Annotated in this window: 26 protein-coding genes and 1 tRNA gene; 16 read left to right on the forward strand and 11 right to left on the reverse strand. The window is 69.6% G+C overall.

Annotated features, from left to right (window positions below; translation table 11 throughout):
- Nucleotides 1–52 precede the first annotated feature (52 nt).
- Nucleotides 53–730, forward strand: a complete 678-nt coding sequence (locus ACTIEF_RS01925; RefSeq protein WP_439470497.1) for a GNAT family N-acetyltransferase — start codon at nt 53–55, stop codon at nt 728–730.
- Here the strand turns inward: ACTIEF_RS01925 and ACTIEF_RS01930 are convergent.
- Together ACTIEF_RS01930 and ACTIEF_RS01935 are read right to left on the reverse strand one after the other, a co-directional pair.
- Complete coding sequence (locus ACTIEF_RS01930) at nt 727–2,064, reverse strand: RsmB/NOP family class I SAM-dependent RNA methyltransferase (protein ID WP_439470498.1); 1,338 nt, start codon at nt 2,062–2,064, stop codon at nt 727–729. The genes ACTIEF_RS01925 and ACTIEF_RS01930 overlap by 4 nt on opposite strands.
- A gap of 44 nt (nt 2,065–2,108) precedes the next feature.
- Nucleotides 2,109–4,094 (reverse strand): potassium transporter Kup, encoded by a 1,986-nt coding sequence (locus tag ACTIEF_RS01935; RefSeq protein WP_439470499.1) that lies wholly within the window; start codon nt 4,092–4,094, stop codon nt 2,109–2,111.
- Nucleotides 4,095–4,253: 159 nt separating this feature from the next.
- Here ACTIEF_RS01935 and ACTIEF_RS01940 point away from each other — a divergent pair, with 159 nt between their 5' ends.
- Nucleotides 4,254–4,724 (forward strand): Rrf2 family transcriptional regulator, encoded by a 471-nt coding sequence (locus ACTIEF_RS01940; protein ID WP_439470500.1) that lies wholly within the window; start codon nt 4,254–4,256, stop codon nt 4,722–4,724.
- A 7-nt stretch (nt 4,725–4,731) separates the two neighbouring features.
- The gene (locus tag ACTIEF_RS01945) at nt 4,732–5,538 is read left to right on the forward strand and encodes an SDR family NAD(P)-dependent oxidoreductase (RefSeq protein WP_439470501.1); all 807 of its coding nucleotides are present in this window, start codon (nt 4,732–4,734) and stop codon (nt 5,536–5,538) included.
- A 6-nt stretch (nt 5,539–5,544) separates the two neighbouring features.
- On the opposite strand, the gene ACTIEF_RS01950 is transcribed toward ACTIEF_RS01945, so the two are convergent.
- The 3 genes from ACTIEF_RS01950 to ACTIEF_RS01960 all read right to left on the reverse strand — a co-directional run bounded on the left by ACTIEF_RS01950 (nt 5,545) and on the right by ACTIEF_RS01960 (nt 7,378).
- Nucleotides 5,545–6,246, reverse strand: coding sequence for a lysozyme (locus ACTIEF_RS01950; protein WP_439470502.1), 702 nt, complete (start codon nt 6,244–6,246; stop codon nt 5,545–5,547).
- 165 nt (nt 6,247–6,411) lie between these two features.
- A tRNA-Gly gene (locus ACTIEF_RS01955) sits at nt 6,412–6,486 on the reverse strand.
- A 109-nt stretch (nt 6,487–6,595) separates the two neighbouring features.
- Entirely contained in the window at nt 6,596–7,378 is a 783-nt protein-coding gene (locus ACTIEF_RS01960) for an SDR family oxidoreductase (protein ID WP_439470503.1), read from the reverse strand.
- 57 nt (nt 7,379–7,435) lie between these two features.
- On the opposite strand from ACTIEF_RS01960, the gene ACTIEF_RS01965 reads away from it, so the two are divergent.
- Nucleotides 7,436–7,852 carry a YkvA family protein gene (locus tag ACTIEF_RS01965; RefSeq protein WP_439470504.1) on the forward strand — a complete coding sequence of 139 codons (417 nt, stop codon included), beginning with the start codon at nt 7,436–7,438 and terminating at the stop codon, nt 7,850–7,852.
- A gap of 9 nt (nt 7,853–7,861) precedes the next feature.
- Here the strand turns inward: ACTIEF_RS01965 and ACTIEF_RS01970 are convergent, their stop codons facing one another.
- The gene (locus ACTIEF_RS01970; protein WP_439470505.1) at nt 7,862–8,863 is read right to left on the reverse strand and encodes an NADPH:quinone oxidoreductase family protein; all 1,002 of its coding nucleotides are present in this window, start codon (nt 8,861–8,863) and stop codon (nt 7,862–7,864) included.
- A 105-nt stretch (nt 8,864–8,968) separates the two neighbouring features.
- On the opposite strand from ACTIEF_RS01970, the gene ACTIEF_RS01975 reads away from it, so the two are divergent.
- Both ACTIEF_RS01975 and ACTIEF_RS01980 read left to right on the forward strand, forming a co-directional pair.
- Complete coding sequence (locus ACTIEF_RS01975) at nt 8,969–9,838, forward strand: isoaspartyl peptidase/L-asparaginase family protein (RefSeq protein ID WP_439470506.1); 870 nt, start codon at nt 8,969–8,971, stop codon at nt 9,836–9,838.
- 76 nt (nt 9,839–9,914) lie between these two features.
- Entirely contained in the window at nt 9,915–10,445 is a 531-nt protein-coding gene (locus tag ACTIEF_RS01980; RefSeq protein ID WP_439470507.1) for a hypothetical protein, read from the forward strand.
- Between the two features lie 5 nt (nt 10,446–10,450).
- Here the strand turns inward: ACTIEF_RS01980 and ACTIEF_RS01985 are convergent, their stop codons facing one another.
- On the reverse strand, nt 10,451–11,386 hold the full coding sequence (locus tag ACTIEF_RS01985) for an alpha/beta hydrolase family protein (protein ID WP_439470508.1): 936 nt from the start codon (nt 11,384–11,386) through the stop codon (nt 10,451–10,453).
- 146 nt (nt 11,387–11,532) lie between these two features.
- On the opposite strand from ACTIEF_RS01985, the gene ACTIEF_RS01990 reads away from it, so the two are divergent.
- A complete protein-coding gene (locus ACTIEF_RS01990) occupies nt 11,533–12,288 on the forward strand; it encodes a LytTR family DNA-binding domain-containing protein (RefSeq protein WP_439470509.1) in 756 nt (251 codons plus the stop codon).
- Nucleotides 12,289–12,300: 12 nt separating this feature from the next.
- Here ACTIEF_RS01990 and ACTIEF_RS01995 read toward each other — a convergent pair whose 3' ends face one another.
- Complete coding sequence (locus ACTIEF_RS01995; protein ID WP_439470659.1) at nt 12,301–13,911, reverse strand: NAD(P)/FAD-dependent oxidoreductase; 1,611 nt, start codon at nt 13,909–13,911, stop codon at nt 12,301–12,303.
- Nucleotides 13,912–14,038: 127 nt separating this feature from the next.
- The gene (gene acnA / locus ACTIEF_RS02000) at nt 14,039–16,756 is read right to left on the reverse strand and encodes an aconitate hydratase AcnA (RefSeq protein WP_439470510.1); all 2,718 of its coding nucleotides are present in this window, start codon (nt 16,754–16,756) and stop codon (nt 14,039–14,041) included.
- A gap of 201 nt (nt 16,757–16,957) precedes the next feature.
- Here acnA and ccmA point away from each other — a divergent pair, with 201 nt between their 5' ends.
- Entirely contained in the window at nt 16,958–17,557 is a 600-nt protein-coding gene (gene ccmA, locus ACTIEF_RS02005; protein WP_439470511.1) for a heme ABC exporter ATP-binding protein CcmA, read from the forward strand.
- Entirely contained in the window at nt 17,554–18,219 is a 666-nt protein-coding gene (ccmB, locus tag ACTIEF_RS02010; RefSeq protein WP_439470512.1) for a heme exporter protein CcmB, read from the forward strand. The genes ccmA and ccmB overlap by 4 nt, the downstream gene beginning before the upstream one ends.
- A 6-nt stretch (nt 18,220–18,225) precedes the next feature.
- Here ccmB and ACTIEF_RS02015 read toward each other — a convergent pair whose 3' ends face one another.
- Together ACTIEF_RS02015 and ACTIEF_RS02020 are read right to left on the reverse strand one after the other, a co-directional pair.
- Entirely contained in the window at nt 18,226–19,749 is a 1,524-nt protein-coding gene (locus ACTIEF_RS02015; RefSeq protein ID WP_439470513.1) for a S41 family peptidase, read from the reverse strand.
- A gap of 75 nt (nt 19,750–19,824) precedes the next feature.
- Complete coding sequence (locus ACTIEF_RS02020) at nt 19,825–20,049, reverse strand: alkylphosphonate utilization protein (RefSeq protein WP_017506643.1); 225 nt, start codon at nt 20,047–20,049, stop codon at nt 19,825–19,827.
- 128 nt (nt 20,050–20,177) lie between these two features.
- Between ACTIEF_RS02020 and ccmC the strand changes: the two genes are divergently transcribed.
- The 7 genes from ccmC (at nt 20,178) to ACTIEF_RS02055 (ending at nt 25,262) form a co-directional block, all read left to right on the forward strand.
- Nucleotides 20,178–20,900, forward strand: coding sequence for a heme ABC transporter permease CcmC (gene ccmC, locus ACTIEF_RS02025; RefSeq protein WP_439470514.1), 723 nt, complete (start codon nt 20,178–20,180; stop codon nt 20,898–20,900).
- Nucleotides 20,901–20,902: 2 nt separating this feature from the next.
- A complete protein-coding gene (gene ccmD, locus ACTIEF_RS02030; RefSeq protein ID WP_439470515.1) occupies nt 20,903–21,064 on the forward strand; it encodes a heme exporter protein CcmD in 162 nt (53 codons plus the stop codon).
- On the forward strand, nt 21,061–21,654 hold the full coding sequence (locus ACTIEF_RS02035) for a DsbE family thiol:disulfide interchange protein (RefSeq protein WP_439470516.1): 594 nt from the start codon (nt 21,061–21,063) through the stop codon (nt 21,652–21,654). The genes ccmD and ACTIEF_RS02035 overlap by 4 nt, the downstream gene beginning before the upstream one ends.
- Before the next feature lie 68 nt (nt 21,655–21,722).
- Entirely contained in the window at nt 21,723–21,983 is a 261-nt protein-coding gene (locus ACTIEF_RS02040) for a hypothetical protein (protein WP_439470517.1), read from the forward strand.
- Between the two features lie 110 nt (nt 21,984–22,093).
- On the forward strand, nt 22,094–22,792 hold the full coding sequence (locus ACTIEF_RS02045; protein WP_439470518.1) for a DUF1223 domain-containing protein: 699 nt from the start codon (nt 22,094–22,096) through the stop codon (nt 22,790–22,792).
- Nucleotides 22,793–22,890: 98 nt separating this feature from the next.
- The gene (locus ACTIEF_RS02050) at nt 22,891–23,547 is read left to right on the forward strand and encodes a hypothetical protein (RefSeq protein ID WP_439470519.1); all 657 of its coding nucleotides are present in this window, start codon (nt 22,891–22,893) and stop codon (nt 23,545–23,547) included.
- Nucleotides 23,547–25,262 carry a CHAT domain-containing protein gene (locus tag ACTIEF_RS02055; RefSeq protein WP_439470520.1) on the forward strand — a complete coding sequence of 572 codons (1,716 nt, stop codon included), beginning with the start codon at nt 23,547–23,549 and terminating at the stop codon, nt 25,260–25,262. Before ACTIEF_RS02050 ends, ACTIEF_RS02055 begins: the two co-directional genes overlap by 1 nt.
- The last annotated feature ends 13 nt before the right edge of the window (nt 25,263–25,275 follow it).

Below are 25,275 nucleotides of genomic sequence, written 5' to 3' on the forward strand. Positions count from 1 at the left end.
CCGGCGTCGCTTCAAGGCTGGCGCGCCGGACGCGGTGGAGTAGGGAAGGGCCATGTCCGCTTCCCATCCCCTCGACCGCGCCGTCTGGAATGCTCTCAACAGCCGTCAGGCGCCCCTCTCGATCCGTGAGGGCGGGGTGGTTCGGTTCGATCCGGCCTATGCCACCTTCGCCGCCGCCGGTCCCGAGGCGACGCCGGAGGACTGGACGGCGTTGGCCCGCGCGACCGGCCCCCTCGCCCTGTTCGAGACCGATCCCGTCATCCCGCCCAGTCTGACGGAGACGGCCCGCATCGACTGTCTGCAGATGACGGCGACCGCGATCACCGCCAGCGGGCGCCGCCAGATCGCCTTCGAGCCCCTAGCCGACTCCGACGGGCCCGACATGCTGGCCCTGGCCACCCTGACCCAGCCGGGTCCCTTCTTCTCGAAGACCCACCGGCTCGGTCCCTTCATCGGCATCCGGCGCGAGGGGGTGCTGGTCGCCATGGCGGGCGAGCGGCTGAACCTCGACGGGTTCAGCGAGGTCAGCGGCGTTTGCACCCACCCGGACCATCGCGGCCACGGCTATGCGGGCGCCCTGATGCGCGCCGTGGGCCAGCGGATTCTGGACCGTGGCGACACGGCCTTCCTGCACGCCCGGATCGGACATGCGGCCACTATCGCCTTCTATGAGACGCTCGGCTTCCAGCCGCGCATCACGCCCAGCTACGTCGTAATGGACGTCGCCTAGGAGACGCGGTCCAGACGGGCGACGAAGAAGCCGTCGACCCCGCCCTTTTCCGCCCACATGGACGGCAGGATGCGCAGCCAGCCTTCGGGCGTCAGGGCCTCGTCCGGCGCGCCCACCTCGGCGGGAACCGAGGGCGCGGTCTTGAAGGCCGGGTTGCGGCGCAGGAAGGCGATGATCTGGGTCTCGCCCTCTTCGCGCTCCATCGAGCAGACGCAGTAGACCAGACGGCCGCCCGGCTTCACCCGCCCGGCGGCGGCGTCCAGCAGGCGGTGCTGCACATCGGCCAGCTTGGCGACGTCGGCGGGCTTGGTGGCCCGCAGGACTTCCGGATTGCGGCGGAAGGTGCCGGTGGCGGTGCAGGGCGCGTCCAGCAGGACGGCGTCGAAGGTCCGGTCGTCTTCCCAGTCCTCGGCGGGTACGGCCACGACCTCGGCGGACAGGCCGGTGCGCTCCAGATTGGCGTGCAGGCGCTTCAGCCGCGATTCCGAACGATCCAGCGCCACCACGGTCGCGCCCGAGGCGGCCAGCTGCAGCGTCTTGCCGCCTGGGGCGGCGCACAGGTCAATGATGGATTCCCCGGCCTTGGGAGCCAGCAGGCGGGCGGGCACGGCGGCGGCGGCGTCCTGCACCCACCAGTCGCCGTCCTCGAAGCCCGGCCAAGACGCCACATCGCCGCGGCGGCCGGTGCGGACCGTGCCGCCGGGCAGGACCTCGCCCTCGACAGCGGTGGCCACGGCGGCGGCGTCGACGCCCGGCTTCAGGCTCAGGTCCGTCGCCGGCTCCTCGCGCGCGACCAGCGCCAGGGCGGCCAGTCCGGCCTCGCCCCAGGTCGACTTCCAGCGGGCGGCCAGCCATTCCGGCAGGTTGCTCTCGGCGGTGGTCAGGCCGGGGCCGTCGCGACCGACGCCGCGCAGCACGGCGTTGACCAGATTCTTGTAGGGGCGGGTCTTTGGATCGCGTTCGGCCAGTTTCACGGCGGTCGAGACCGCGGCGAAGGCCGGGGTTTCCAGCACCAGCGTCTGGGCCAGGGCGACGCGCAGGATGGTCCGCACGGCCAGCGGCGGGGCCTTGTTCAGGCGACGGTCCAGGATCTGGTCGATCTCGCCCAGACGGCGCAGGGCGGCCATGGCCACGGCGCGGGCGAAGGCGCGGTCCGGACCTTCCAGCGATGAGACTTCCCGAAAGGTCAGGGCGGAATCCAGACCGCCGCGGCCTTCGAGAGCGGCGTTCAGCAGGATGCCGGCGGCCAGACGGGCCTCGACGCCGATGTCGGCGGCCTCGTCGCGCGGAGACTCCACCCGAGGGGGGCGGGGACCGCGCGCCTTGTCAGCCATGCGGCGGCCTCGGGCGGCCGAATTCCGGCCGGTGTCACGTCCGGTCATACGGAAACCTGGGTGCCAAGCTCGACCACGCGGCCGGGCGGGATGTGGAAGAAGTCGGTCGGGTTGGCGGCGTTGCGCATCAGGAAGATGAACAGCCGATCCTGCCACAGGGGCATGCCCTCGGTGGCCGAGGCGATGACCGAGCGGCGACCCAGGAAGAAGCTGGTCGACATGATGTCGAACTTCAGACCCTGTTTGCGGCACACGCCAAGCGCCTTGGGCACATTGGGCTGCTCCATGAAGCCGTAGGAGATGACCAGCTTCTTGAAGTCGTCCGAGATCGGCTCGATCGACACCCGGTTGGCCGGATCGACGCGCGGCCGGTCGGTGGTGCGGACGGTCAGGATGACGTTCTTCTCGTGCAGCACCTTGTTGTGCTTGAGGTTGTGCATCAGGGCGACCGGGGCGATGTCCGGGTCGCTGGTCAGGAAGATGGCCGTGCCCGGGGCGCGATGCGGCGGACGGGCTCGCAGCATCTCGATCAGGTCGAGCAGCGGCAGGCTGTCCTTGCGGGTCTTGGCGGTCAGGATCTGGGTGCCGCGCACCCAGGTCCACATCAGCAGCACCAGCGCCGCGCCCAGCACGAGCGGCATCCAGGCGCCGTCGGGGATCTTCAGCAGGTTCGAGGTCAGGAAGACGGTGTCGATGAAGCCGAACGGGATCAGACAGCCCAGAACCGCCCACATCGGCCAGTTCCACTTCTTGGTGATGACCGACCAGGACATCAGGGTGTTGACCAGCATGGTGCCGGTGACGGCCACGCCATAGGCGGCGGTCAGGTTATGCGAGCTCTGGAACACGACCAGCAGCACCAGCACGCCGACCATCAGCAGGGTGTTCACCGCCGGGACGTAGATCTGGCCCGCCTGGCTCTCGGAGGTGTTCAGGATCTGGATGCGCGGCAGCAGGCCCAGCTGCACCGCCTGCTGGGTGACCGAGAAGGCGCCGGTGATGACCGCCTGCGAGGCGATCACGGTCGCGGCGGTCGCCAGCGCCAGCATCGGCCAGTAGATGGCCTGCGGCACCATGCTCCAGAACGGATTCTCGGAGGCGGCGGGGTTGTCCAGGATCAGGGCGCCCTGGCCCAGATAGTTCAGCGTCAGGCAGGGCAGGACGAAGAACATCCAGCCCGCGCGGATCGGCGACTTACCGAAATGGCCCATGTCCGCGTACAGGGCCTCGGCCCCGGTCACGGCCAGGAAGACGCTGCCCAGGATGATGAAGCCCAGGAAGCCGTCCTTGACCAGCAACTCGACGCCATAGTGCGGCGACAGGGCGCGCAGGATCGAGATGTCGTCGAAGATGTGGATCAGGCCCAGCACGCCCAGGCTCAGGAACCAGACGGCGGTGATCGGGCCGAAGAATTTGGCCAGGCCCGCGGTGCCGCGCGCCTGCACCAGGAATAGGGCGATCAGGATGCCCGCCGATACGGGCACGATGAAGGGATCCAGCGATCCACCCACGCCCGGGGCTTCCTTCACGCCTTCGATGGCTGACAGGACCGAGATGGCGGGCGTGATGATGCCGTCGCCGTAGAACAGCGCCGCGCCGCAGACGCCGAGGGTGAAGATCAGGGCCGACCGACGCCCGACCGCATGCTGGGCCAGAGCCATCAGGGCCAAGGTGCCGCCTTCGCCCTTGTTGTCCGCCCGCATGAGGAAGAAGACGTATTTGAACGTCACCACCACCATCAGGGCCCAGAAGGCCAGCGAGACCACGCCGACGACGGCCAGATCACCGCCCACGCCGCTGCGGGCGTGATCGATGGCTTCGCGCAGGGCGTACAGGGGGCTGGTGCCGATGTCGCCGAACACCACGCCGATGGCGCCGATGATCAGGCCGAACTTGCCCGCCTTGCCGACGACGTTGCCGTGACCGTGCGAATCCCCGCCCGGGGCGGCGGAGGTGGAGGGAGTCTGTCCGTTGGATGGGTCGCCGGCGGCGTTCGCGCCGTCTTCAGCTTGGGGAGAGGCCCCGGCCATGAAGTTCCTCCGGGGCTCCGCTCTATGCGGCCCCATCAAAAGAGCCGCGAGCCTTTAGGCTCTTTCAACGGGGGATTCAATCGTGCTGCAGGTGCGAAGGTTGCACCCGTTTGTGAAACGCTCGTCGAACGCCTATCTTGGGAAGTGAAATGAGGTCCCATGTCGGATAGCCAACGCTTCCCCGTCGCCGCCCACTCCCTGGCCTATCTGGCCCACAAGGGCGCGTACTCCGCCGCCGACGCCGCGCCCAGCGCGGTTCTGGCCGCTTCGGTGCCGACCAATCCCGTGGTCGTGCGCCGTGTCACCGCCTTGCTCGCCAAGGCTGGTCTGATCGCAACCCGCCCGGGCGCATCCGGCGGGGCATGGCTGCTGCGCCGGCCCGAGGACATCACGCTCAGTGAGGTGCTCAAGGCTGTCAATGGTTGCGCCCACATCGGCTCGACCCCGGCGGGCGCGCGCGGCTGCCCGGTCAGCGAACATATCCCGCGTCAGGTGGCCAAGGCCCTGACCGCCGCCGACGAGGCGGCGACCGCAGCCCTGTCCAAGATCACCATCGCCGACCTGCTGGCGGAGAACCCGGACTCGCTGGCGGGCTTCGCCCTGCACAAGTCCTGCCCCGTCGCCGCCTGATCCGCGCGTGAACCCGGGAAACCGCCGCACAGCCCTGATCACCGGCGCGTCGGCGGGCATCGGCGCCGCGCTGGCGCGCGTCTACGCCGCCGAAAGCTGGGACCTGATCCTGACCGCTCGCCGCGAAGGCCCGCTGCAGGCGCTGGCCGACGAACTGCGCGGCCTCGGCTCCGCCGTCACCGTCCTGACCGCCGATCTGGCCGATCCCGCCGCGCCCCGCGCCCTCTATGAGGCGGTGCTGGAGCGCGGCCTGATGGTCGACGCCCTGATCAACAATGCGGGCTTCAGCCGCACGGCGGGCTTCCTGCACACCGATCCGGCCGACCACGCCGCCATGATCCGGGTCATGCTGACCGCGCCGGTCGAACTGGCCCGCCTGTTCGCCCCCGACATGGTCGCCCGCAGCTATGGCCGGATCATCAATGTCGCCTCCCTGGCGGGCTGGATGCCCGCGACCGGCGGTGACACCCTCTACGGTCCGATCAAGAGCTTCCTGATCAAGGCCTCGCAGGGGCTGCATCTGGAGCTGAAGGACACGGGGGTCCACGTCACCGCCCTGTGCCCGGGCTACACCCTGACCGAGTTCCACGACGTCAACGGCACCCGCGACGAGGTGTCCTCGGCCTATCCGGCGTGGATGTGGCAGACGGCCGAGCATGTCGCCCGCGTCGGCTACGCCGCCGTCGCGGCCAACCGGCCCAAGGTGACGCCGGGCGTCATGAACAATGTGCTGGCCGGTCTGGCCAAACACCTGCCCGACGCCGTGGCCCTGAACATGGTCGGCGGCCACGCGAAACGGCTCAAGCGGATCTGAGCCGGGTCAGATCTGTTTCAGCGCCTCGCGCAGGTCGGGGGTGATATCCAGCCGTTTCGCCTTGCCGAAGTCCGGCTGATAGCTGGGTTTGCGGACAGGGATGACCGAGGCCTTCCCGTCGTTCGACCAGCGCCCGTCGAAGAACAGGTCGCGCTCGGCCTGCCGCCGCTTCAGGATTTCGGGCGGCTTCTTCCACTGCATGAAGGCGGTCTTTGCCTTGGCGATGTCGCCCTGTTTGAAGGCGGTCACCCAGCTCGCCGTGCCGATCGCGCCGGTGTTGTAGTGGAAGGACAGCGCCGCCGCGAACTGGGCCTCGGTCAGGGTCTTGCCGCTGAAGGCGTTGCGGACCGCCGGAGCGTACTTCTTCTCCAACAGCCAGACATAGACCTCCAGGCATTTCGAGATCGGCTGCGGCTTGTCCTTGTAGCCCTCGACGGCGTGGCCGGAGGCGGTGGTCACGCCCACGCTCCAGGTCCAGATGCCGACGGAGTCCTTGTAGGCCTCCTGAACGATGGCCTCGTGCGAGATCAGCTCCAGCGCCACCCGCTCGGTGATCGCCGTGCCCGCGGGGTGGGCCGCCGGAGCCGCGACCGCCTTGGGCATTCCGAAGGCGTCCGCCAGACCGTCGATGGTTCTGATCTGGTCAGGGGTGAGGGTCTTGCCCGGCGCGAAGGGCCGGATGGCGTCGAACAGGGCGGTGCGGGTCATGCGGGCCTCCGGTGAGGATGACGACCGAACAGGACAGGTTGGCCTTGCAGCGACCGGCGATATTTTAGATTGCACAGCTTTCCGGGATCGCGTCCAGAGGGAAGCCCGGCGATCCGCCAAAACAAAAGGCCCGGTCCGAGGACCGAGCCTTTTGCTGTTCCAAACTGGAGCGGGCGAGGCGATTCGAACGCCCGACCCTCACCTTGGCAAGGTGATGCTCTACCCCTGAGCTACGCCCGCGCTTCAGTTGGAGGCGGGCGTATAGCGGACGCTTTCGACATCCGGCAAGCCCCTTTTTGAAAAAACTGCGCTCAAGCAGCGAGCGACCGTGTCGCGAGCGTTAGCGCGCTTAACGAGGAGCCATGCGGATCGCGCCGTCGAGGCGAATGCATTCGCCGTTGATGTAGACGTTGCGGGCCAGCTCCAGCACCAGCGAGGCGTAGTCAGCGGGGGTGCCCAGGCGACTGGGGAAGGGAATGGCGGCGGCTAGGGCATCCTGGATCTTCTGGTCCATGCCGGCCATCATCGGTGTCCACATGATGCCGGGCAGGATGGTGTTGCAGCGGACGCCTTCTTGCGCGAGGTCCCGGGCGATGGGCAGGGTCATGGCGTAGACGCCGCCCTTGGACGCCGAATAGGCCGCCTGGCCGATCTGGCCGTCCTGCGCCGCCACCGAGGCGGTGTTGACGATCAGGCCGCGTTCGCCGTCCGCCATGGGCTCCAGCGTCACCATGCCCGCCGCCGACTGCGACAAGACGCGGAAGGTGCCGAACAGGTTGACGCGGACGGTGCGCTCGAAGCCGGCCATGTCGTGGGCGCGAATCTCGCCGGTGTCTTTCTTGCGGCTGACGGTCTTCTGGCCGGTGGCGATGCCGGCGCAGTTGACAGTCAGGCGTTCTTGGCCGTGGGTGGCGCGGGCCTTGGTGAAGGCGGCGGCGACGCTCTCGTCGTCGGTCACGTCCACCTTGCAGAAGACGCCACCGATCTCTTTCGCGATTTCCTCGCCCCGCTCCTCATTGAGGTCGAACAGGGCGACCTTGGCGCCGGTGGCGGCGATGGCGCGGGCGGTGCCTTCACCGAGGCCCGAGGCCCCGCCGGTGACCACCGCGGCGATGCTGCTGTCGAGTTTCATGTGCTGAGCCCCTATCTGTTGTTCTGAACCGAGTATGTCGCGGGGGATTTAGCCGCCATGACCACCAATGCCAAACCTGTCGCCGGGGCAGCCAACCCCGAAAATGCGCTGGACCCGTCCTACGCCCTGGTTCCGGCTGTCCAGCAGATTAATGAGACCCGCGTCCGCAAGGGTTTCTGGCCCAAGATCCGGCGCACCGCGGCGCGCATTCCCTTCGCCGATCAGGTCCTGTCGGTTTGGTACGCCGCCCGCGACCCCCAGACCCCGGCGGCGGCCAAGGGGATCATGCTGGGGGCGCTGGCCTATTTCGTCCTGCCGACCGACGCCATCCCCGACATTTTCGCCGTGGTCGGCTTCACCGATGACGCCGCCGTCTTCGCCGCCCTGCTGGCCACCCTGGGAGCCAACATCAAGACCCGCCACCGCGAACTGGCCAGCGAGGCGCTGGAGCGGCTGAAGGGGCCGCAGGACTGAGCCTCAGGCTCAGTCCTCGATAGTCACCACCACCTTGCCCATGACCGAGCGGTCGCCGAGCGCCTGGATGGCCTCGTGGGCGCGTTCCAGCGGGAAGGTGCGGCTGATCCGGGGCTTGATCTTGCCCTCGGCCCAGAACTTGAAGAGATCGGCCATGTTGGCGACGTGCAGGGCCGGGTCGCGGGCGACGGCGGCGCCCCAGAACACCCCGATCACCGACACCGACTTCAGCAGGGTCAGGTTCAGCGGAAGCGACGGGATGCCCGCCGGGAAGCCGACCACCAGATAGCGGCCGTTCCAGTCCATGGCGCGCAGGGCCGGCTCGCAATAGTCGCCGCCCACGCCGTCATAGACCACGTCAGGGCCGTCGCGGCCCGAGGCCAGCTTCAGTTCGCCGGACAGCTCCTTCTGGGCCGCCTTGTCCATCTTGCCGGACGGATAGATCAGACCGTTGTCGGCCCCGGCCTCCAGGGCGAACTGGACCTTGTCGTTGGTCGAGGCGGCGGCGATGACATGCGCGCCCATGGCCTTGCCCAGTTCGACGGCGGCGACGCCGACACCGCCGGCGGCGCCCAGCACCAGCAGGCTTTCACCCGCCTTCAGCTGCGCCCGATCCTTCAGGGCGTAGTAGGAGGTGCCGTAGGTCATCACCAGCGAGGCGGCGGTCTGGAAATCCATGCCGTCCGGGATCTTGATCACCGAGGCGGCGGGGACGGCCAGTCCCTCGACCATGCCGCCCCAGCCGGGCACGGCGATGACGCGGTCGCCCTTGAAGATGCCCTTCACGCCCTCGCCGACGGCCTCGATGATCCCGGCGACCTCGCCGCCCGGCGAGAAGGGCCGCTGCGGCTTGAACTGGTATTTGTCCTCGATGATCAGGGTGTCGGGGAAGTTGACCCCGATGGCCTTCACCTCGATCACCACCTCGCCCTTCTGCGGGCGGGGGTCCAGAACCTCCTCGACGACGAGGGTTTCCGGGCCGCCGGGGGCTTTCGAGAGAACAGCGCGCATAGGGAGTCCTTTGAGGCGGAGATGCGCTCGCCCCCGTGGCGCTCGCTTGTTTCGGAGGCTAAGGACCCCCACGCCCGTTGAAAAGAGGCGATCAGGAGACACCCCATGACGGCCCTCATCCTTCACGGCGGCGCGGGCGCCCGGCGCGAGCGCAACTATGACGCCGAGGTCGTGCACATGCGCGAGGTCGTCGAGGCCATGAAGGCGCGGCTGGACGCGGGCGAAAGCGCCCTGGACGTCGCCGTCGCGGCGGTGGTGATGCTCGAGGACTCGGGCCTCTATGTCGCCGGGCGCGGGGCCTCGCCCAATCTGGCCGGGGCCTATGAGCTGGACGCCAGCATCATGGATGGATCGACCCGCCGGGCGGGCGCCGTGGCGGCCCTGCAGGGCTTCCGCAATCCGGTCGTGGCCGCGCGCGCCGTTATGGACAAGACCCCGCACGTCATGCTCGCGGGCGAGGGCGCGGCCCTGTTCGCGCTGGATCAGGGGCTGGAGCCCATCGCCGATGAAGAGGCGTGGTTCACCCGCGCCGGCAAGGGCGAGGACAACCATCCGCCCGGCACGCTGAGCCACGGCACCGTCGGCTGCTGCGTGCTGGATGCTGAGGGCCGTCTGGCCGCCGCGACCTCGACCGCCGGGGTGTTCGGCAAGATGCCGGGTCGGGTCGGCGACACCCCCATCCCCGCCGCCGGGACTTGGGCGGACGGCAATGTCGCCGCCTCGGGCACCGGGCAGGGCGAATATTTCATCCGCGTCGCCGCCACCGCCCAGACCGCCTGGCGTGTGGCTGCGGGTCAATCGTTGAGCGTTGCCGCGCAGGCGGTCATCGACGAAATCGGCGCCATGGGCGGCGACGGCGGCCTGATCGCCTTGGACCGCGACGGCAATGTCACTGCCCCCTTCAACAGTCAGGGCATGAAGCGCGCTTGGCTGACGCCCTCGGGCGAGATCGGCGTCGAGGTTTTCGATCGCTGAGCGGTCCGGGATTACTGCGAATTCACTCGTGAATGAACGCGGTTCGGCTAAGGGTCCCGGCAACGGAGACCGCCTGATGAAATCGCTTCTGACTGCTACGGCCCTGTCGGCCCTGATCGCTACCGCCGCCTGCGCGCCTGTCATTCAGGGCGGCCCGCCCGTCGCCCTGCCGCCAGGCCTGCAGGAGACGGCCCAGGTCGGGACCATCACCCTGTCCAGCGCCTGGCTGAACGCCGAGGACGACTTCGCCGAGACCTTTTCCGAAGAAGTCCACGAGGAGTTGAAGCGCTGCATGTGGGGCACGGCCCCGGTCAACGTCCGCGTCCATATCGACGAGATGCAGCGCGGGAGCCGGGCCGGGGCCGTACTGAACGGCGACGCCCGCCAGACCATGTCCGGCACGGTCGAATTCGTCGACCCCGCCCACGGCAATCGCGTGCTGGGCCGTTTCCCGGTGGCGGTGACCACCAATGTCGGGGGTCGTGTCGGCGGGGCGCTGGGCGACCGCCAGATGATGCTGTCCGAGGCCTTCGGCCGGGCCCTGTGCGAAGAGGCCTTCGGCCGCAATCCGCGCGATCCGGGTCCGCACAACGCCACGGCGGGCTGACCGTCTCAGCGGGCGTCCGACAGGGTCCGCTGGAAGAAACGTACGACTTCGGCGTTGAACCGGTCGTGGAAGGCCGCCCGGTCGAAGTCGGACGCCGAGACGCAGATCATCGGCGCGCTGGCCAGCACCTCGGGTCGGCACGGCGGCAGGAAGTCGAAATGGCCCGCGCCGGGCTCCAGATGGAACTCGGGCGACGTCGGCAGGGCGCCGCGTACCGGCTCGACATAGGCGGGTGACGGCAGGATGCGGTCATCCTCGGCCTGCCACAGCTGCACCGGCTGGGTGACGCCCTTCAGTCCGTTCGGCGTGAAGGTGAAGCCCAGCGCGGGGGCGGCGGCGACCACGGCCCTGATGCGCGGATTGTGGGTCCAGACCGGTGGTGAGGAAGCCGCAGGAAGACCCGCCGAGGCGATCAGCCGGCAGTCGTAGAAATCGGGATGGGCGTGGCAGTGATCAGCCACCCGGGTGAGGTCCGGCTCGCCGCCGGCGGCGGTCAGGACGGTGAACCCACCGGCGGAGAAGCCGAAGGCCCCGATCCGCTCCGGATCGATGCCGCCCTCCGCCACCATCGTCTCGATCAGCAGGGAGAGCTGGCGCGGACGCCGGGCCACGTCGGTGGCGCCGCTCTGGTCGCGCCAGTTGTCGCCGGTGTGGGTCAGGGCGGCGACCACGAACCCGGCGGCGGCCAACGCCCGTGCGGTGTCCTCATGTCCCCGGAAATCACCGCCGTTGCCGTGTGAGATGACCACCAGCGGACGCGGGGCGTCGGACGCCCCGGCGGACCGCCAGACGCCGATCTCCACCGGAATGTCGCCGTCCGGGATGGTGCGGCGTTCGAAGACGACCGCCCCGGTCTGTTGAACGGTCCCGCTCAACAGTGGATTCGGCGGTGACATCGGCGAGGTCAGCAGGGCGGCGGCGAAGGCGGTGGTCAGAAGCATCGGGGCGGGTTCCGGTCAGCGTGAGGCCCCGTTCTTTCCTCACCCGAGCCGGTGCGCCACGCCGTTTGCGCCAATGGGCGAACGGGCGCGTGACCGGGCGAACCGACGCCGCTAGGCAGCGCGTCGGGATGTGGCAGGATCAGCGGATGGAATCGGGGCTGTTCAGACGTGGGGGCTGGGGCCGGGCGGTCTTGGCGGGGTTCGTCTCCTCGACGGCCCTGGGCGTCCTGCTGGGCGTCATCGGCCCCTTCGGCAGCTATATGAACGGCGGGCTGCCCGAGCGGATCGCCTATTGGGTGGCGAGCCTGTGGTGCGGCTGGACCCTGTTCGGCCTGATCGTGCCGTGGGTCGCGCGGTTCGCCATGCGGCGGCGCATCCCGCTCTGGCTCTGGGCCCCGCCGGTGGTGGCCCTGCTGACGATCCCGACGACGATGAGCAGCCGCCTTCTGGCCCGTACGGTCTGGCCCGAGACGGGGCGGGTCCCGTGGCTGGAATGGTACGGCCAGTCGCTGGTGATCAGCGTGATCGCCACCGGACTGGTGCTGTGGTGGACGCTGCGGGGCCAGAAGGCCGGGGATGCTGACAGTTCCGACCCGCGCGACCGCCTGCCGCCCGGGCTGGGTCGCGACATCCTGTGTCTGCAGATGGAGGACCACTACGTCCGCATCCACACCCCGCGCGGCTCGACCCTGATCCTCATGTCCCTGTCGCAGGCCATGGCGGGGCTGAAGGGGGTGGAGGGCGAACAAACCCACCGCTCATGGTGGGTGGCCCGCGCCGCCGTCGAGGGCGTGGTCGAGGACGGCCGGAACCTGCGCCTCAAACTGACCGGCGGGCTCGAGGCCCCCGTCTCCCGCGCCAACGTCGGCCGCCTGCGAGCGCAGGGCTGGCTCAACGATTGAGCGGAGCGGGTCTCAGGCGGTCTGGCCCGTCATCGACCGCGCCACGGCCTCCGCCACCTTGATCCCGTCGACGGCGGCCGAGAGGATGCCGCCCGCATAGCCGGCGCCCTCGCCCGCCGGGAACAGGCCGCGCACGTTCAGGCTCTGGAAGTCGGCGCCACGCGTCATGCGGATCGGCGAGGAACTGCGGGTCTCGACGCCCGTCAGAACCGCTTGGGCGTCGTCGTAACGAGGAATCTTGCGACCGAAGACGGGCAGGGCCTCGCGCATGGCGGCGATCACATAGTCCGGCATCAGGGGCGCCAGATCGGTCGGGGTCACGCCCGGCTTGTAGCTGGGCACGACCTCGCCCAGCGCCGTCGAGGGTCGCCCTGCCAGAAAGTCGCCGACCAGCTGGCCCGGGGCGAAATAGTCGCCGCCCCCGGCCTGATAGGCGCGGGTCTCAAGATCGCGCTGCAGTTCGATCCCCGCCAGCGGGTGGTCGCTCGGATAATCCTCGGGGGAGATGCCGACGACGAAGCCGGAGTTGGCGTTCCGCTCGTTGCGCGAATACTGGCTCATGCCGTTGGTCACGACGCGGCCCGGCTCGCTGGTCGCCGCCACCACCGTCCCGCCCGGGCACATGCAGAAGCTGTAGACGGTCCGCCCGTTCGAACAGTGATGCGACAGGGAATAGGCCGCCGCGCCCAGATCGGGGTGGCCGGCGCAGGGGCCGAACAGCGCGCGGTCGATCCACGACTGCGGGTGCTCGATGCGGAAGCCGATGGAGAAGGGCTTGGCCTCGATATGGACGCCCCGGTCGTACAGGGTCTGGAAGGTGTCGCGCGACGAATGGCCGATGGCGAAGACGACGTGGTCGGCCTCCAGCACCTCGCCGGTGTGCAGATGCAGGCCCTTCAGGGCGCCGTCCCGCATCTCGATGTCCACGACCCGATGCTCGAACCGGTATTCGCCGCCCAGGGCCTCGATCTTCTCGCGCATGGCCTCGACCATGGTCACCAGCCGGAAGGTGCCGATGTGCGGATGGGCCTCGGTCAGGATCTCCTCGGGCGCCCCCGCCGCGACGAATTCGGTCAGCACCTTGCGGGCCAGGAAGCGCGGGTCCTTGATCTGGCTGTACAGCTTGCCGTCGGAGAAGGTGCCGGCGCCGCCCTCGCCGAACTGGACGTTGGACTCCGGATGCAGCCTGCTCTTGCGCCACAGCTCCCAGGTGTCTCTGGTGCGCTCCCGCACGACCTTGCCCCGGTCCAGGATGATCGGCCGGAAGCCCATCTCGGCCAGGATCAGCCCGGCGAACAGACCGCACGGTCCGGCCCCGATGACCACGGGCCTGAGGCGCATATCCTTCGGCGCGACGGCGACCGGGCGATAGGTCACGTCCGGCGAGGGGCGGACATGCGGGTCGTCCCTGAACCGAGCCAGCACCGCCGCCTCGTCGCGGACTTCGACGTCAAGGATGTAGACCTTCAGGATCGCTGATTTCTTGCGTGCGTCATGCGCCCGCTTCCACACCGACCAGCGGACGAGATCGTGCGCGGGCACGCCCAGACGCGCGGCGATCGCCTCGGGCAGGGCCTCGGGCGCGTGGTCGAGGGGCAGCTTGATTTCGGAAAGGCGCAGCATCGGCGCCTTGTAGCCGGTCGTCGCGCCGCGCGCATGAAAAAGGCCGGTGGATCGCTCCACCGGCCTTTTATTCTGTTTTGCCCTAACGCTCGTGACGCGGTCGCTCGCTGCTTGAGGGCGGTCTGGCCTATTCCGCCGCTTCGGCTTCCGGGCCGCGGGCCAGGTTGCGCAGGACGTACGGCATGACGCCGCCGGCGCGCAGATATTCCAGCTCGGTCTGGTTATCGATGCGGCAGCGGACCGGGAAGCGGGCCATCTTGCCGTCCGACGGGCGGAACAGCTCGACCCACAGGTCCTGACGGGGCTTCAGCTTGCCGACGTTGGCGTCGGTCAGGCCGCGGATGGTGACGATTTCCTCGCCGGTCAGGCCCAGCTTCTGCCAGCCGTCCTGCTTGAACTGCAGCGGCACGACGCCCATGCCGATCAGGTTCGAGCGGTGGATGCGCTCGAAGCTCTCGGCGATGACCGCGCGGACGCCCAGCAGGTTGGTGCCCTTGGCGGCCCAGTCACGCGACGAGCCGGTGCCGTATTCCTTGCCGGCGAAGACGACCAGCGGACGGCCTTCCGACTGGTAGCGCATGGCCGCGTCGTAGATCGACATGACGTCGCCCGACGGGAAATGCTTGGTCACGCCGCCTTCGATGTCCGGCGTGATCTTGTTGCGGATGCGGATGTTGGCGAAGGTGCCGCGCATCATGACTTCGTGGTGGCCGCGGCGGGCGCCGTAGCTGTTGAAGTCCAGGGCGTCGACGCCGTGGTTGGTCAGCCAGACACCGGCGGGCGAGGTCTTCTTGATCGAACCGGCCGGCGAGATGTGGTCGGTGGTGATCGAGTCGCCGAAGATGGCCAGCACGCGGCCTTCGACGATGTCCTGAACCGGTTTCGGCTCCATGGACAGGCCTTCGAAATAGGGCGGGTTGGCGACGTAGGTCGAGGCGCCGTCCCACTCATAGGTCTGGCCGCCGGTGACCTTGATCGCCTGCCAGTGCTTGTCGCCCTTGAAGACGTCCTTGTAGCGCTTGGCGAACATGGCCGGGGTGACCGATTTGCGCTGGATGTCGGCGACTTCCTGCGTGGTCGGCCAGATGTCGGCCAGGAAGACGTCTTTGCCCTTCTTGTCCTGACCGATCGGGTCCTTGGTGATGTCGATGCGCATCGAGCCGGCCAGGGCGTAGGCCACGACCAGCGGCGGCGAGGCCAGGTAGTTGGCCTGGACGTCCGGGTTCACGCGGCCTTCGAAGTTCCGGTTGCCCGACAGGACCGAGGTGGCGACGATGCCGTTCTCGTTGATGGCCTTGGAGATCGCCGGATCCAGCGGACCCGAGTTGCCGATGCAGGTGGTGCAGCCGTAGCCGACCAGGTTGAAGCCGATGGCGTCCAGGTCCTTCTGCAGGCCGGCGTCGGTCAGGTAGTCGGTGACGACCTGCGAACCGGGGGCCAGCGAGGTCTTGACCCAGGGCTTGGGCTTCAGGCCCAGCGCCAGAGCCTTGCGCGCCACCAGGCCGGCGGCGATGAGCACGCTAGGGTTGGAGGTGTTGGTGCACGAGGTGATGGCCGCGATCACGACGTCGCCGTCGCCGACCGAGAATTTCTCACCTTCGACGTCGGCGCGTGGGGCGTCGGCGGCGCGGGCGAAGGTGCCGGTCAGGTGTCCTTCGAACTCCGGGGCGGCGGTGGTCAGCTCGACGCGGTCCTGCGGACGCTTAGGACCGGCCAGCGACGGCACGACAGAGGCCAGGTCCAGTTCGAGGGTGTCGGTGAAGACCGGCTCTTCCGAGGTTTCGTCGATCCACAGGCCTTGCGCCTTGGCGTAGGCCTCGACCAGGGCGACGCGCGCCTTGTCACGGCCGGTGGCGGCCAGGAAGTCGATGGTGGCTTGCGAGACGGGGAAGAAGCCGCAGGTGGCGCCGTATTCCGGAGCCATGTTGGCGATGGTCGCCTGGTCTTCCAGCGTCAGGCCCGACAGGGCGTCGCCGAAGAACTCGACGAACTTGCCGACCACGCCCTTCTTGCGGAGCATCTGGGTGACGGTCAGCACCAGGTCGGTGGCGGTGGCGCCTTCCGGCAGCTTGCCGGTCAGCTTGAAGCCGATGACTTCCGGGATCAGCATCGGGATCGGCTGGCCCAGCATGGCGGCCTCAGCCTCGATGCCGCCGACGCCCCAGCCCAGAACGGCCAGGCCGTTGATCATGGTGGTGTGCGAGTCGGTGCCGACCACGGTGTCGGGATAGGCGACGGTCTTCTTGCCCTCTTCCAGGGTCCAGACGGTCTGGGCCAGGTTTTCCAGATTGACCTGGTGGCAGATGCCGGTGCCGGGAGGCACGACGCGGAAGTTGTTGAAGGCCGACGACCCCCAGCGCAGGAAGTTGTAGCGCTCGATGTTGCGCTCGTACTCGCGCTCGACGTTCTGGTTGAAGGCCTTGGCGGTGCCGAAGTGATCGACCATGACCGAGTGGTCGATGACCAGGTCGACGGGGACCAGCGGGTTGATTTTGGTGGCGTCGGCGCCCAGGGCGGCCATGGCGTCGCGCATCGCGGCCAGGTCGACGACGGCGGGCACGCCGGTGAAGTCCTGCATCAGGACGCGGGCCGGGCGGAAGGCGATCTCGTGCTCGACCGCGCCCTTGTTCTCGATCCAGGCGGCGACGGCCTTGAGGTCGGCTTCGGTGACGGAAACTCCGTCCTCGTTGCGCAGAAGGTTCTCCAGCAGCACCTTCATCGAGCGCGGCAGGCGGGAAATCCCGGTCAGACCGGCTTCCTCGGCGGCGGGAAGGCTGTAATAGGCGTATTTCTTGCGCCCGACGGAGAGGTCCTGGCGGGTCTTGAGGCTGTCGATCGACGGCATGGAGAGTCTTCCTCTGGTGTATGCCGCCCGACAATCCGGTTGCACGTTCGCGCGGTCGACGGCGGGACTCACAGGGTCCCGTCGCGCGCGGCGGACGCCTGCTGCGGCGACCGGGCATATAGCGATGGTTCCCTTGCCCGTCCATGAATCCATGACGTCTGCATGGGTATTGAGAGACGTTCGCAACTGCGTGGGTGGCCGATGCTGACCGTCTCCGGCCTGACGGTGTCGCGTGGCGAGCGCCGGCTGTTCCGCGACCTGTCGTTTTCGGTCGGGTCCGGAGAGGTTCTGGCCCTGACCGGCGCCAATGGCGCGGGCAAGACCTCACTGCTGCGCACTCTGGCCGGATTCCTGCGCCCCGACGCCGGAACGGTGGCCTTCGCTGATATCGAGATCAGCGAGGCGCGCGCCAGCCATCTGCACTGGCTGGGCCATCTCGACGGGCTGAAGGGCGCGCGCCGGGCGCGGGAGGAGCTGACCTTTCAGGCGCAGTGGTTCGGCGCCGACCCCGACGGCATCGCCGCCGCCGTTGACGTGCTGGCGCTGGAGCCCCTGCTGGACCTCGAGGTGCGCAGGCTGTCGGCGGGCCAGCGCCGCCGTCTGGCGTTAGCTCGTCTGATCGCCTCCCCGCGTCCCCTGTGGCTGCTCGACGAGCCGCTCAGCCCGCTGGACGCCCGTTGGCGCGCGGCGCTCGGCGTCCTGCTTCAGGCCCATGTGGACAAGGGCGGCGGCGTCATCGCCGCCGTCCACGACCCCCTGCCGATCCCTGCCCGGACGCTCGACATTGGAGCCGTCCGATGAAGGCGCTGATGATCCTGTGGCGGCGCGAGCTGGCGCTGGCCTGGGCAGGTGGCGGCGGGCCCCTGCTGGCCTGCGGCTTCTTCCTGTGCCTGACGGTGCTGGTCCCGCTGGCCTCGGGCAGCGATCCGGCGGCCCTGCGCCCCATCGCCGGCGGCGTCGCCTGGGTGGCGCTGGCCGTATCGTCCATCCTGTCGCTGGAACGGCTATTCGAGCGCGATTTCGAGGACGGGACGCTGGATCTGCTGGCGCTCGGCGGCCCGCCGCTGGAGCTGACGGTCATCGCCAAGGCCAAGGCCCAGTGGCTGGCGGTCGGCTGGCCGCTGGCCATCACCGCCCCGGTGGCGGCCATCACCCTGGGCCTGCCGGTTTCGCTGGCGCCGCTGGCCGCTCTGTCGGCCCTGATCGGCGGGCTCGGTTTCGCCCTGACCGGGGCGCTCGGCGCATCACTGGCGCTGGGATCCAAGCGCGGCGGCCTGCTGATCGCCGTGGTCGTCCTGCCCCTGTTCATCCCGCCGGTGGTGTTCGGCGCGGGCGCGCTGGAGCGGGCGGCGAACGGCCAGTCTCCAGGGCCGGCCCTGGCCTTCCTGACCGCCTATGTCCTGTTCGCGGCGGTGATCACCCCGCTGGCCGGCGCCGCGGCCATCCGCAACGCCCAGAGCTGACCAAAGTCAGGTCTCCGGCAGGGTCCGGATCCACGCCTGCACCGCCGCCGTATTGGTCATGTCGCCGTCGAACTCGTGCGCCGGACGCTGGGGCTCGTTGTTGCCGCGCTGGCGGCCGCGCCAGACCTTCATCGGAATGCCCACCTGCACCAGTCCGCTGGGCAGTTCGTCGCCGCGCACGTCCATGTAGACCGTGTCCGCCGAGGTCTCGCGCCCGATCTGGATCGCCCCCGCCGCCTTCCACAGATCGACCGCGTCCAGACAGGCCGAGCCGCAGCCCGCGTCGGTCAGCACATAGACCGGGCCGCGCACCAGTTGCGGCGCTTCGGGACGCACCGGCGGGGGGGCGGTTGGGTCAGCCGGAGGCGGCGCGTCGCGCCAGTAGGGTTTGCCCTCGGCCCGGGCGGTGGTCATGCCGTCCACGATCTCGCGCGCCCAGCCGATCCGCTCGGCGCTCTCCCCGGCGGCGGTCCAGCGGTCGAAATAGGACTGCACCGCGGCCAGATTGCCGTCCGAAGCCCGCCATTCGATGGCTTCGATCGACGGCAGGCTATGCGTCTCCATCCAGTCGTCGCCCCACAGCGCCTGGGCGACCAGCTGGCTCCAGTGGGACGAGCCCCCGCCGTTGCCGCGCAGGTCCAGCACCACATAGGGGGCGGCGCGCAGCTCGGCCTGACGGGTTTTCATCTCTTCCATCAGCGGCGTCAGGGCTGTGTGGGCCGCGCCGCCGGGGTTGCCGTCGAACGAGGGCGCCGAGAACCAGACCGCGCCATCGTCCAGCGTAGCCAGGCCAAACTTGTAGTCGCCGCGTCCGGTGACCGCCTGACGGCGGGTCGAAATGTCACCGGCGGCGATGGGGCGCCAGTTCAGGGTCCAGCTGCGGGTCCGGCCTGCCACCTCGAAGCGGCAGGCGCGCATCTCCGGGACCCACGGATTGGAGGCGCTCATGAATTCCCAGTCGCCGAGGCTGGCGTGCTGGGCCTCCAAGAACCAGCGACCACGGAAGGCGCCGATCCGCTCGGCGGCCAGACGGTCCGCCGGAACGCCGTCGCAGTCGATCAGCTTCGCGCCGATCGGCGGAGTGCTCGCATCGGTCTCGTCGCGGGTCAGCACGATCTGGTCAGCGCCGCGATAGGCGGTCAGGAAGCCGGGCCAGCGGGTCGGGAAGCCGCCCGACTGGTCCTTCAGATACATCTGCACATGGCCGTCGTCGAAGCTGGCCACATAGGCGCGCAGCGCCCACCACCAGCCGCCGGCGTCGGTGGTCGTCTCGGCCCGTTGCAGGGCCAGGGCCAGGCCCGCTTCGGCCTTGGTCCGGAACTCGGGGTTCAGGCTGTCGTAGGGCCCGGGGTGGCTGTCCATGATCACCGCATGCAGCGCCGTGACGTCCTCGCGCAGGGTGGCGGACCAGTCGCGCGGCTCGGTCATGAAGGACGGCGTGGTCGGCGCGTCCTGGGCCACGGCGGGCAGGGCGCTCAGCCCGCTGAACAGCGCAAGGGCCGAGGCGGCGGCGAGCAGGCGTGTGGTCATCGGTATCCCCTCCGGTGTGGCGCAAGCGCTACCGGAGGGGGTCAGCCCCCGCCACTTAAGCCTTGGTAATGCGGCTCAGGCCTTCTTGACGAACTCGGTGCGCAGGACGAGGCCGCGCACCTTCTCGACATTGGCCTCGATCTCGTCCGGATCGCCGGTCAGGCGGATGTTCTTGACCAGGGTGCCGCGCTTCAGCGTCACTCCACCCGAGCCCTTGACCTTCAGGTCCTTAATCAGCGTCACGCTGTCGCCGTCGGCCAGAATGTTGCCGTTGGAATCCTTGGTCACGTCGTCGGTCATGGTCCGTCCTCAGTCTGTGGGGCATGCTCTGGCATGCCGAACGGCCAAGCTTCAAGGCGCGGGGTGCGATTTGGCCGCGAATCCCCGAAGTAGCGCGCCGTGCGATCAGCGATTAAAGAGCGCCGATCATGTTCGGCCTCGCCAATCCAGACCGGTTCGCCCGCTTCACCCGCCCCCTCGTGCCGGTGCTGTGGGGCGCTGCCGTCCTCCTGCTGCTGGTCGGCTCCTGGTTCAGCTTCGCCGCGCCGGAAGACTATCAGCAGGCTGACGCCATGCGGATCATCTTCGTCCACGTCCCGGCGGCCTCCGTCGGGCTGGTGATCTACGGGACGCTGGGCGTCTCCAGCTTCTTCGCCCTGGTGTTCCGCCACCCCTTGGCCGACGCCGCCGCTCGCGCCGCCGCCCTGCCGGGCGCGGCCTACACCCTCCTCGCGCTGGTGACCGGCAGCATCTGGGGCAAGCCGATGTGGGGCACCTGGTGGGAATGGGGCGACGCCCGCCTGATCTCGGAGCTGGTGCTGCTCCTCTTCTACCTCGGCTACATGGCCCTGCGCGCCTCGATCGATGACGAGGCCAAGGCCGCCCGCGCCGCCGCCGTGCTGGGTCTGGTCGGCCTGATCAACCTGCCCATCGTGAAATTCTCGGTCGACTGGTGGAACACCCTGCACCAGCCGGCCTCCCTGCTGCGCGCTGATGGACCGTCCGTCGCGGGCAGCATGCTGGCCCCCCTGCTGATGATGATGGCGGGCTATCTGGTCTTCTTCCTCGCCATCTGGCTGACCGCCATCCGCACCGAGATCGTGCGTCGTCGGGTGCTGGCCATCCGCGCGCGCCGGGCTCTGGAGGCCTGATCATGCTCGACCTCGATATGGGCAAATACGCCGCCTACGTCTGGCCCGCCTGGGGGATCAGCGTCGTGGTTCTGACGGCGCTCGCCGTCCGCGCCCTGATCGCCGCCCGTCGCTGGAAGGCGGAGCTGGCCAAGCTTGAAGCCGACAAGGCGTCTCAATCGTGAGCCGGTGGTTCGCGGTCGTTCCGCTGGTGGCTCTGGTCGCCCTGGTGGTCTTCGGCGCTGTGCGTCTGGGGGACTTCACGGGTCGGTCGATAGCTGACGGTCGGGGAGCCGAATATCGGCCGGACGCATTGGTCGGCCAGCCCGTGCCGGAAACCGTCCTGCCGATGCTCAACGGGACGCAGGCCGGTCCGGGCCATGTGGATCTGAAGACCGCGGGCGTCGGTCGACCCATGCTGATCAATGTCTTCGCCAGCTGGTGCGCGCCCTGCCGGGTCGAGCATCCGAAACTGATGGCGCTGAAAGAGCGTGGCGTCGCCGTGGTCGGTGTGGCGTGGAAGGATGATCCCGTCGCCACCCGGGCCTTCCTCGATGAACTGGGCGATCCCTATTCCATAGTGCTGGTGGACCGCGACGGTCGCGCCGGACTGGATCTGGGCATCACCGGCGCGCCCGAGACCTTCGCTGTCGACGCCATGGGCAATGTGGTGGCCAAATTCTCCGGCCCGCTTCTGGAGGACGCCGAGATCGAGCGTCTGGTCGCCGCCATCCAGGCCCCGGCCCGCCCGCTTCCGACCGCGACCGCCCGCTAGAACGGCTCTCAAACGCCCGCCGTCAGCGCGTTAACCCATTTCCGACGGCTTTCATTAACCCTGTCGGCATGAGCGCGATTCGCCCCTCCGTTCCGTCGCCGCTGTTCCCGACGCAGACCCCGTCGTCGCCGGCCGGGACCTCGCGTTCGGCCTTCTTCCAGGCGGCCCTGCAGGGCGCGACCGCCTCCGTCGCCGCCTCTGCCCCGACGGCCGTCGCGCCGGTTCCGGTGCGCGACACCCCGGTGCGCTCGGTCGCCCCGCGCGCCGCCGACGGCGACCCCTCCCAGCGTCTCAGCCGCCCCGGCAGCCTGCTCGATATCCGCGTCTGACGGACGCCTCACGCGAAAATGACCGACATCACGGGCCGCCCCGTGGTTAAGGTGTCGGCATGCGCTTTTGGGGGTGGACACTTCCTGTCGCGGTCGTGACGGCCGCGCTGTTGACGGCGGCCTCTTCGGCCCAGCCGAACAATACCCGTGTGCGCCATCGCGACATGCCCGCCGAGCCGGTGGTGGTCGAGCTGTTCACCGCCCAGGGCTGCGCCGGATGCCCCGAGGCCAACGCCCGCATCGAGGCCGTGGCCGTCGAGCCGGGCGTCATCGCCCTGACCTACGCCGTCGACTACTGGGACTATCTCGGCTGGGCCGACACCTTCGCCCGGCCCGAGTTTGCCCAGCGCCAGCGCGCCTATCGCCATGCGCTGCGCATCCGCAACGTCTCGACCCCGCAGGTGGTGATCGACGGCCGCCGTCAGGCCGCCGCCAACACAGAAGCCCTGCAGGCCGCCATCGACGAGGAGGCTGCCCGCCGCGTCTTCCCGCCCGAGATCGAGTTCCGCGAGACCGGCGACCGCGTCGGCGTCGGCTCGGGCCGCGCCCCGACCGGCGGGGCCGAGGTGGTGGCCGTCTTCTACACCCCCGGTCCCCAGACCGTGGAGATCGCGTCCGGCGACAACCGGGGCCAGAAGGTCCGCCACATGAACGTCGTCCGCTCTGTGCGGGTGCTGGGGCCTTGGACCGGCCGCGCCGTCCTGTATCCGCTGCCCGAGGCCTCTTCGCCCGATCAGGCCGTGGCGGTTCTGGTTCAGGCCCGCTCGGATCGCCGCATCCTCAACGGCGCGGTTCTGGAAAGCCGCTGAGGCGGATCGTCAGCTTCAATCAGTATCCCTGTTCTCTCGCGCCCGCACAGTGCATGATCGGCCCCGAGACGTCGGGGCGAGGGCAGGGGGAACCGCGCATGATCGGCATGAAATCAGCACTCAAGGGGCTGGCGGTCGCCGCCGTCCTGACCGTCGCCGCGGGCGCGGCCGCCTTCGCGCCTGACCCGGAAGCCGCCGTCACCCCGGAAGCCCGTGGGGTGGCCCAGGCCGTCACCGCCGCCGAACTGGCCGCCTGGGGGCGCGAGCGCGGCGACGCCGGCGCCCTGATCATGGCCGCCCGCCTGCTGGCCGAGGTGCCTGTGCGTCAGGGCGAGGGTCCCGAGCCCCTCCTGACCCCGTCCCGCCTGCTGGACGAGGCCGCGGCCCTCTCGGCGGGCAACCGGCCGATCATCGACGCCATCGACCGCCTGCGCGAGCCGCTGACGCGCGGCGTCCGGTCCTCGCCCTTCGGCGCCGGGCCCGTGTTCACCGTCAAACAGCTTCAGGCCCGCGAAAGCTGGGGCTTCGAAGTTGACGCCCGTCCCGGCGAGGTGCTGCGCGTCGCCGCCATCGGCGACGGCGACACCGACATCGACCTGGCCATCCGCGACCATCGCGGCGCCACCGTCTGCCGCGACGGCTTCGGCGACCACTATCCGGTCTGCACCGTCTCCTCGCGCGCCGGGGGCAAGATGCGCGTCGCCATCTCCAACCGGGGCGACGTCTGGACCAGCATCCAGGTGCTCAGCAACTGATGCGGCGGCTGGCGGGGGCTATCGCGGCGTTCGGGCTCCTGCTGGCGGCGGGCGCGGCTCCGGCCGGGCCCGACACGCCCGACAATCTCCGCGCCGAGGCCTTCGAGGCCGCCCAGTGGGCCATCGCCTCCGACGCCGCTGACGCCCTGACCCGGGTGTCCGCCCGCTTCGCCCAGGGCGACGACGCCCTCGGTCGGCTGGCCGAGGAGCGCGAGGATCTGATCGTCCGCCGCGACCGGCTGGAGCGGGAGCTGGAGCGCTACTACGCCTCCACCGATCCCGCCGGCCTCGCCGCCCGCACCCGCGCCCAGTCCGACTGGGAGGCCGCCACCACGCGCTTGGGGGTCATCGACGCCGACATCGAGGCCCGCTTCCCGGCCTATTCCGAACTGACCAGCCCGCGCGCCCTGTCCATCGCCGAGACCCAGCAGTTGCTCCGTCCCGACGAGGGCCTGCTGCTGGTCCTGTCGAACCCCGAGGCGACCTATGTCTGGGCCGTCACCCGCGAGCGGGTCGCCTGGGCCCGTTCCGAGGCGCTGGACGAGACCCGGCTGAAGGCGGCGGTCGACCGGCTGCGCGCATCGCTCAGCGCCACGGCCGCTCCGCGCGGCGACGATGTCGATCCGACCCTCTTCGCCGGTCCCCAGCCCGCTCGCTTCGATCGCGACCAGAGTTGGCGCCTCTATTCCGAGCTGATCCTGCCGGTCGAGGAGACCTTCAAGGACAAGACGACCCTGATCACCGTCACCACCGGCGTCCTGTCGGCCCTGCCGCTGGCGGTGCTGACCACGGCCCGGCCGGAGGGGGCGGAGGCGGATCTCGACGCTCTGGCCGCCACGCCATGGCTGGCCGACCGCTACGCCTTGGCCAGCCTGCCCGCCGTGTCCAGCCTGCGCGCCCTGCGCTGCTATCTGGTGCCCGATCCGGCGGCGCGCAGCCCCGGCTGCCCGCCCTCGCCCGTGGCTATCCCGCGCCGTCCGTCCAACGCCGCGCCCCTGCGGCTGGCCGCCTTCGGCGCCCCGCTCCTGTCGGGCGCCCCCGCCGACCCGACCCGCGGCGCCCCCGCCGCCGACACCGTCATGGCGGGCCGTCTCGCCGATGTGGAGAAGCTGAAGACCCTGCCTTATCTGCGCGGTTCGCGGCTGGAGCTGGAGACGCTGAAGGCCCGCTATCCGGACTCCCTCGTCCGTATCGGATCGGAGGCCACCGAACAGGCCGTCCGCGCCACCGATCTGGACGCCCTGTCGCGCGCCCGCTTCGTGGTCTTCTCGACCCACGGCCTGATGGCCGGCTCCGCGGCCGCCGAGCCCGGCCTGGTCATGACCCCGCCGGACGAGGCGAGCGAGGCCGACGACGGCTATCTGAGCGCCTCCGAGGCCGCCCAGCTGCGGCTGAACGCCGAGTTCGTGGTCCTGTCCGCCTGCAACACCGCCGCCTCCGACGGACGTCCCGGCGGGGAGGGGCTGTCCGGCCTGGCCCGGGCCTTCTTCTACGCCGGCGCCCGCTCGGTCATGGTTTCGCACTGGGAGGTGTCGGACGCCGCCACCACCACCCTGATCACCGCCACCTTCGCCGATCTGGACCGCCACGCCATCGGCGACCCAGGCGTCCGCGCCCGCGCGCTCCAGGCTGGCCAGCGCGCCGTCCGCGCCGAACGCCGCTGGTCCCACCCGGCCTACTGGGCGGCGTTCACGCTGGTGGGGGAGCCCGGGTAGGTCGAGGGATGAC

This window comes from Brevundimonas sp. (assembly GCF_051858995.1).
In the GTDB taxonomy this organism is placed as follows: Bacteria; Pseudomonadota; Alphaproteobacteria; order Caulobacterales; family Caulobacteraceae; genus Brevundimonas.

Bases quoted from the DNA above. Each gene is read 5' to 3' on its own strand.
- ACTIEF_RS02055 (WP_439470520.1), top strand. From the start codon at position 23,547: ATGCGGCGGCTGGCGGGGGCTATCGCGGCGTTCGGGCTCCTGCTGGCG.
- ACTIEF_RS01965 (WP_439470504.1), top strand. From the start codon at position 7,436: ATGACCACCAATGCCAAACCTGTCGCCGGGGCAGCCAACCCCGAAAAT.
- ACTIEF_RS01995 (WP_439470659.1), bottom strand. From the start codon at position 13,911: ATGCTGCGCCTTTCCGAAATCAAGCTGCCCCTCGACCACGCGCCCGAG.
- ACTIEF_RS02040 (WP_439470517.1), top strand. From the start codon at position 21,723: ATGAGCGCGATTCGCCCCTCCGTTCCGTCGCCGCTGTTCCCGACGCAG.
- ACTIEF_RS02020 (WP_017506643.1), bottom strand. From the start codon at position 20,049: ATGACCGACGACGTGACCAAGGATTCCAACGGCAACATTCTGGCCGAC.
- ACTIEF_RS01950 (WP_439470502.1), bottom strand. From the start codon at position 6,246: ATGACCCGCACCGCCCTGTTCGACGCCATCCGGCCCTTCGCGCCGGGC.
- ACTIEF_RS02015 (WP_439470513.1), bottom strand. From the start codon at position 19,749: ATGACCACACGCCTGCTCGCCGCCGCCTCGGCCCTTGCGCTGTTCAGC.
- ACTIEF_RS01960 (WP_439470503.1), bottom strand. From the start codon at position 7,378: ATGAAACTCGACAGCAGCATCGCCGCGGTGGTCACCGGCGGGGCCTCG.
- ACTIEF_RS01980 (WP_439470507.1), top strand. From the start codon at position 9,915: ATGAAATCGCTTCTGACTGCTACGGCCCTGTCGGCCCTGATCGCTACC.
- ccmD (WP_439470515.1), top strand. From the start codon at position 20,903: ATGCTCGACCTCGATATGGGCAAATACGCCGCCTACGTCTGGCCCGCC.
- ACTIEF_RS01970 (WP_439470505.1), bottom strand. From the start codon at position 8,863: ATGCGCGCTGTTCTCTCGAAAGCCCCCGGCGGCCCGGAAACCCTCGTC.
- ACTIEF_RS01975 (WP_439470506.1), top strand. From the start codon at position 8,969: ATGACGGCCCTCATCCTTCACGGCGGCGCGGGCGCCCGGCGCGAGCGC.
- ccmC (WP_439470514.1), top strand. From the start codon at position 20,178: ATGTTCGGCCTCGCCAATCCAGACCGGTTCGCCCGCTTCACCCGCCCC.
- ccmB (WP_439470512.1), top strand. From the start codon at position 17,554: ATGAAGGCGCTGATGATCCTGTGGCGGCGCGAGCTGGCGCTGGCCTGG.
- ACTIEF_RS02050 (WP_439470519.1), top strand. From the start codon at position 22,891: ATGATCGGCATGAAATCAGCACTCAAGGGGCTGGCGGTCGCCGCCGTC.
- ccmA (WP_439470511.1), top strand. From the start codon at position 16,958: ATGCTGACCGTCTCCGGCCTGACGGTGTCGCGTGGCGAGCGCCGGCTG.
- ACTIEF_RS01990 (WP_439470509.1), top strand. From the start codon at position 11,533: ATGGAATCGGGGCTGTTCAGACGTGGGGGCTGGGGCCGGGCGGTCTTG.
- ACTIEF_RS01925 (WP_439470497.1), top strand. From the start codon at position 53: ATGTCCGCTTCCCATCCCCTCGACCGCGCCGTCTGGAATGCTCTCAAC.
- ACTIEF_RS01985 (WP_439470508.1), bottom strand. From the start codon at position 11,386: ATGCTTCTGACCACCGCCTTCGCCGCCGCCCTGCTGACCTCGCCGATG.
- ACTIEF_RS01935 (WP_439470499.1), bottom strand. From the start codon at position 4,094: ATGGCCGGGGCCTCTCCCCAAGCTGAAGACGGCGCGAACGCCGCCGGC.
- ACTIEF_RS01940 (WP_439470500.1), top strand. From the start codon at position 4,254: ATGTCGGATAGCCAACGCTTCCCCGTCGCCGCCCACTCCCTGGCCTAT.
- ACTIEF_RS01930 (WP_439470498.1), bottom strand. From the start codon at position 2,064: ATGGCTGACAAGGCGCGCGGTCCCCGCCCCCCTCGGGTGGAGTCTCCG.
- acnA (WP_439470510.1), bottom strand. From the start codon at position 16,756: ATGCCGTCGATCGACAGCCTCAAGACCCGCCAGGACCTCTCCGTCGGG.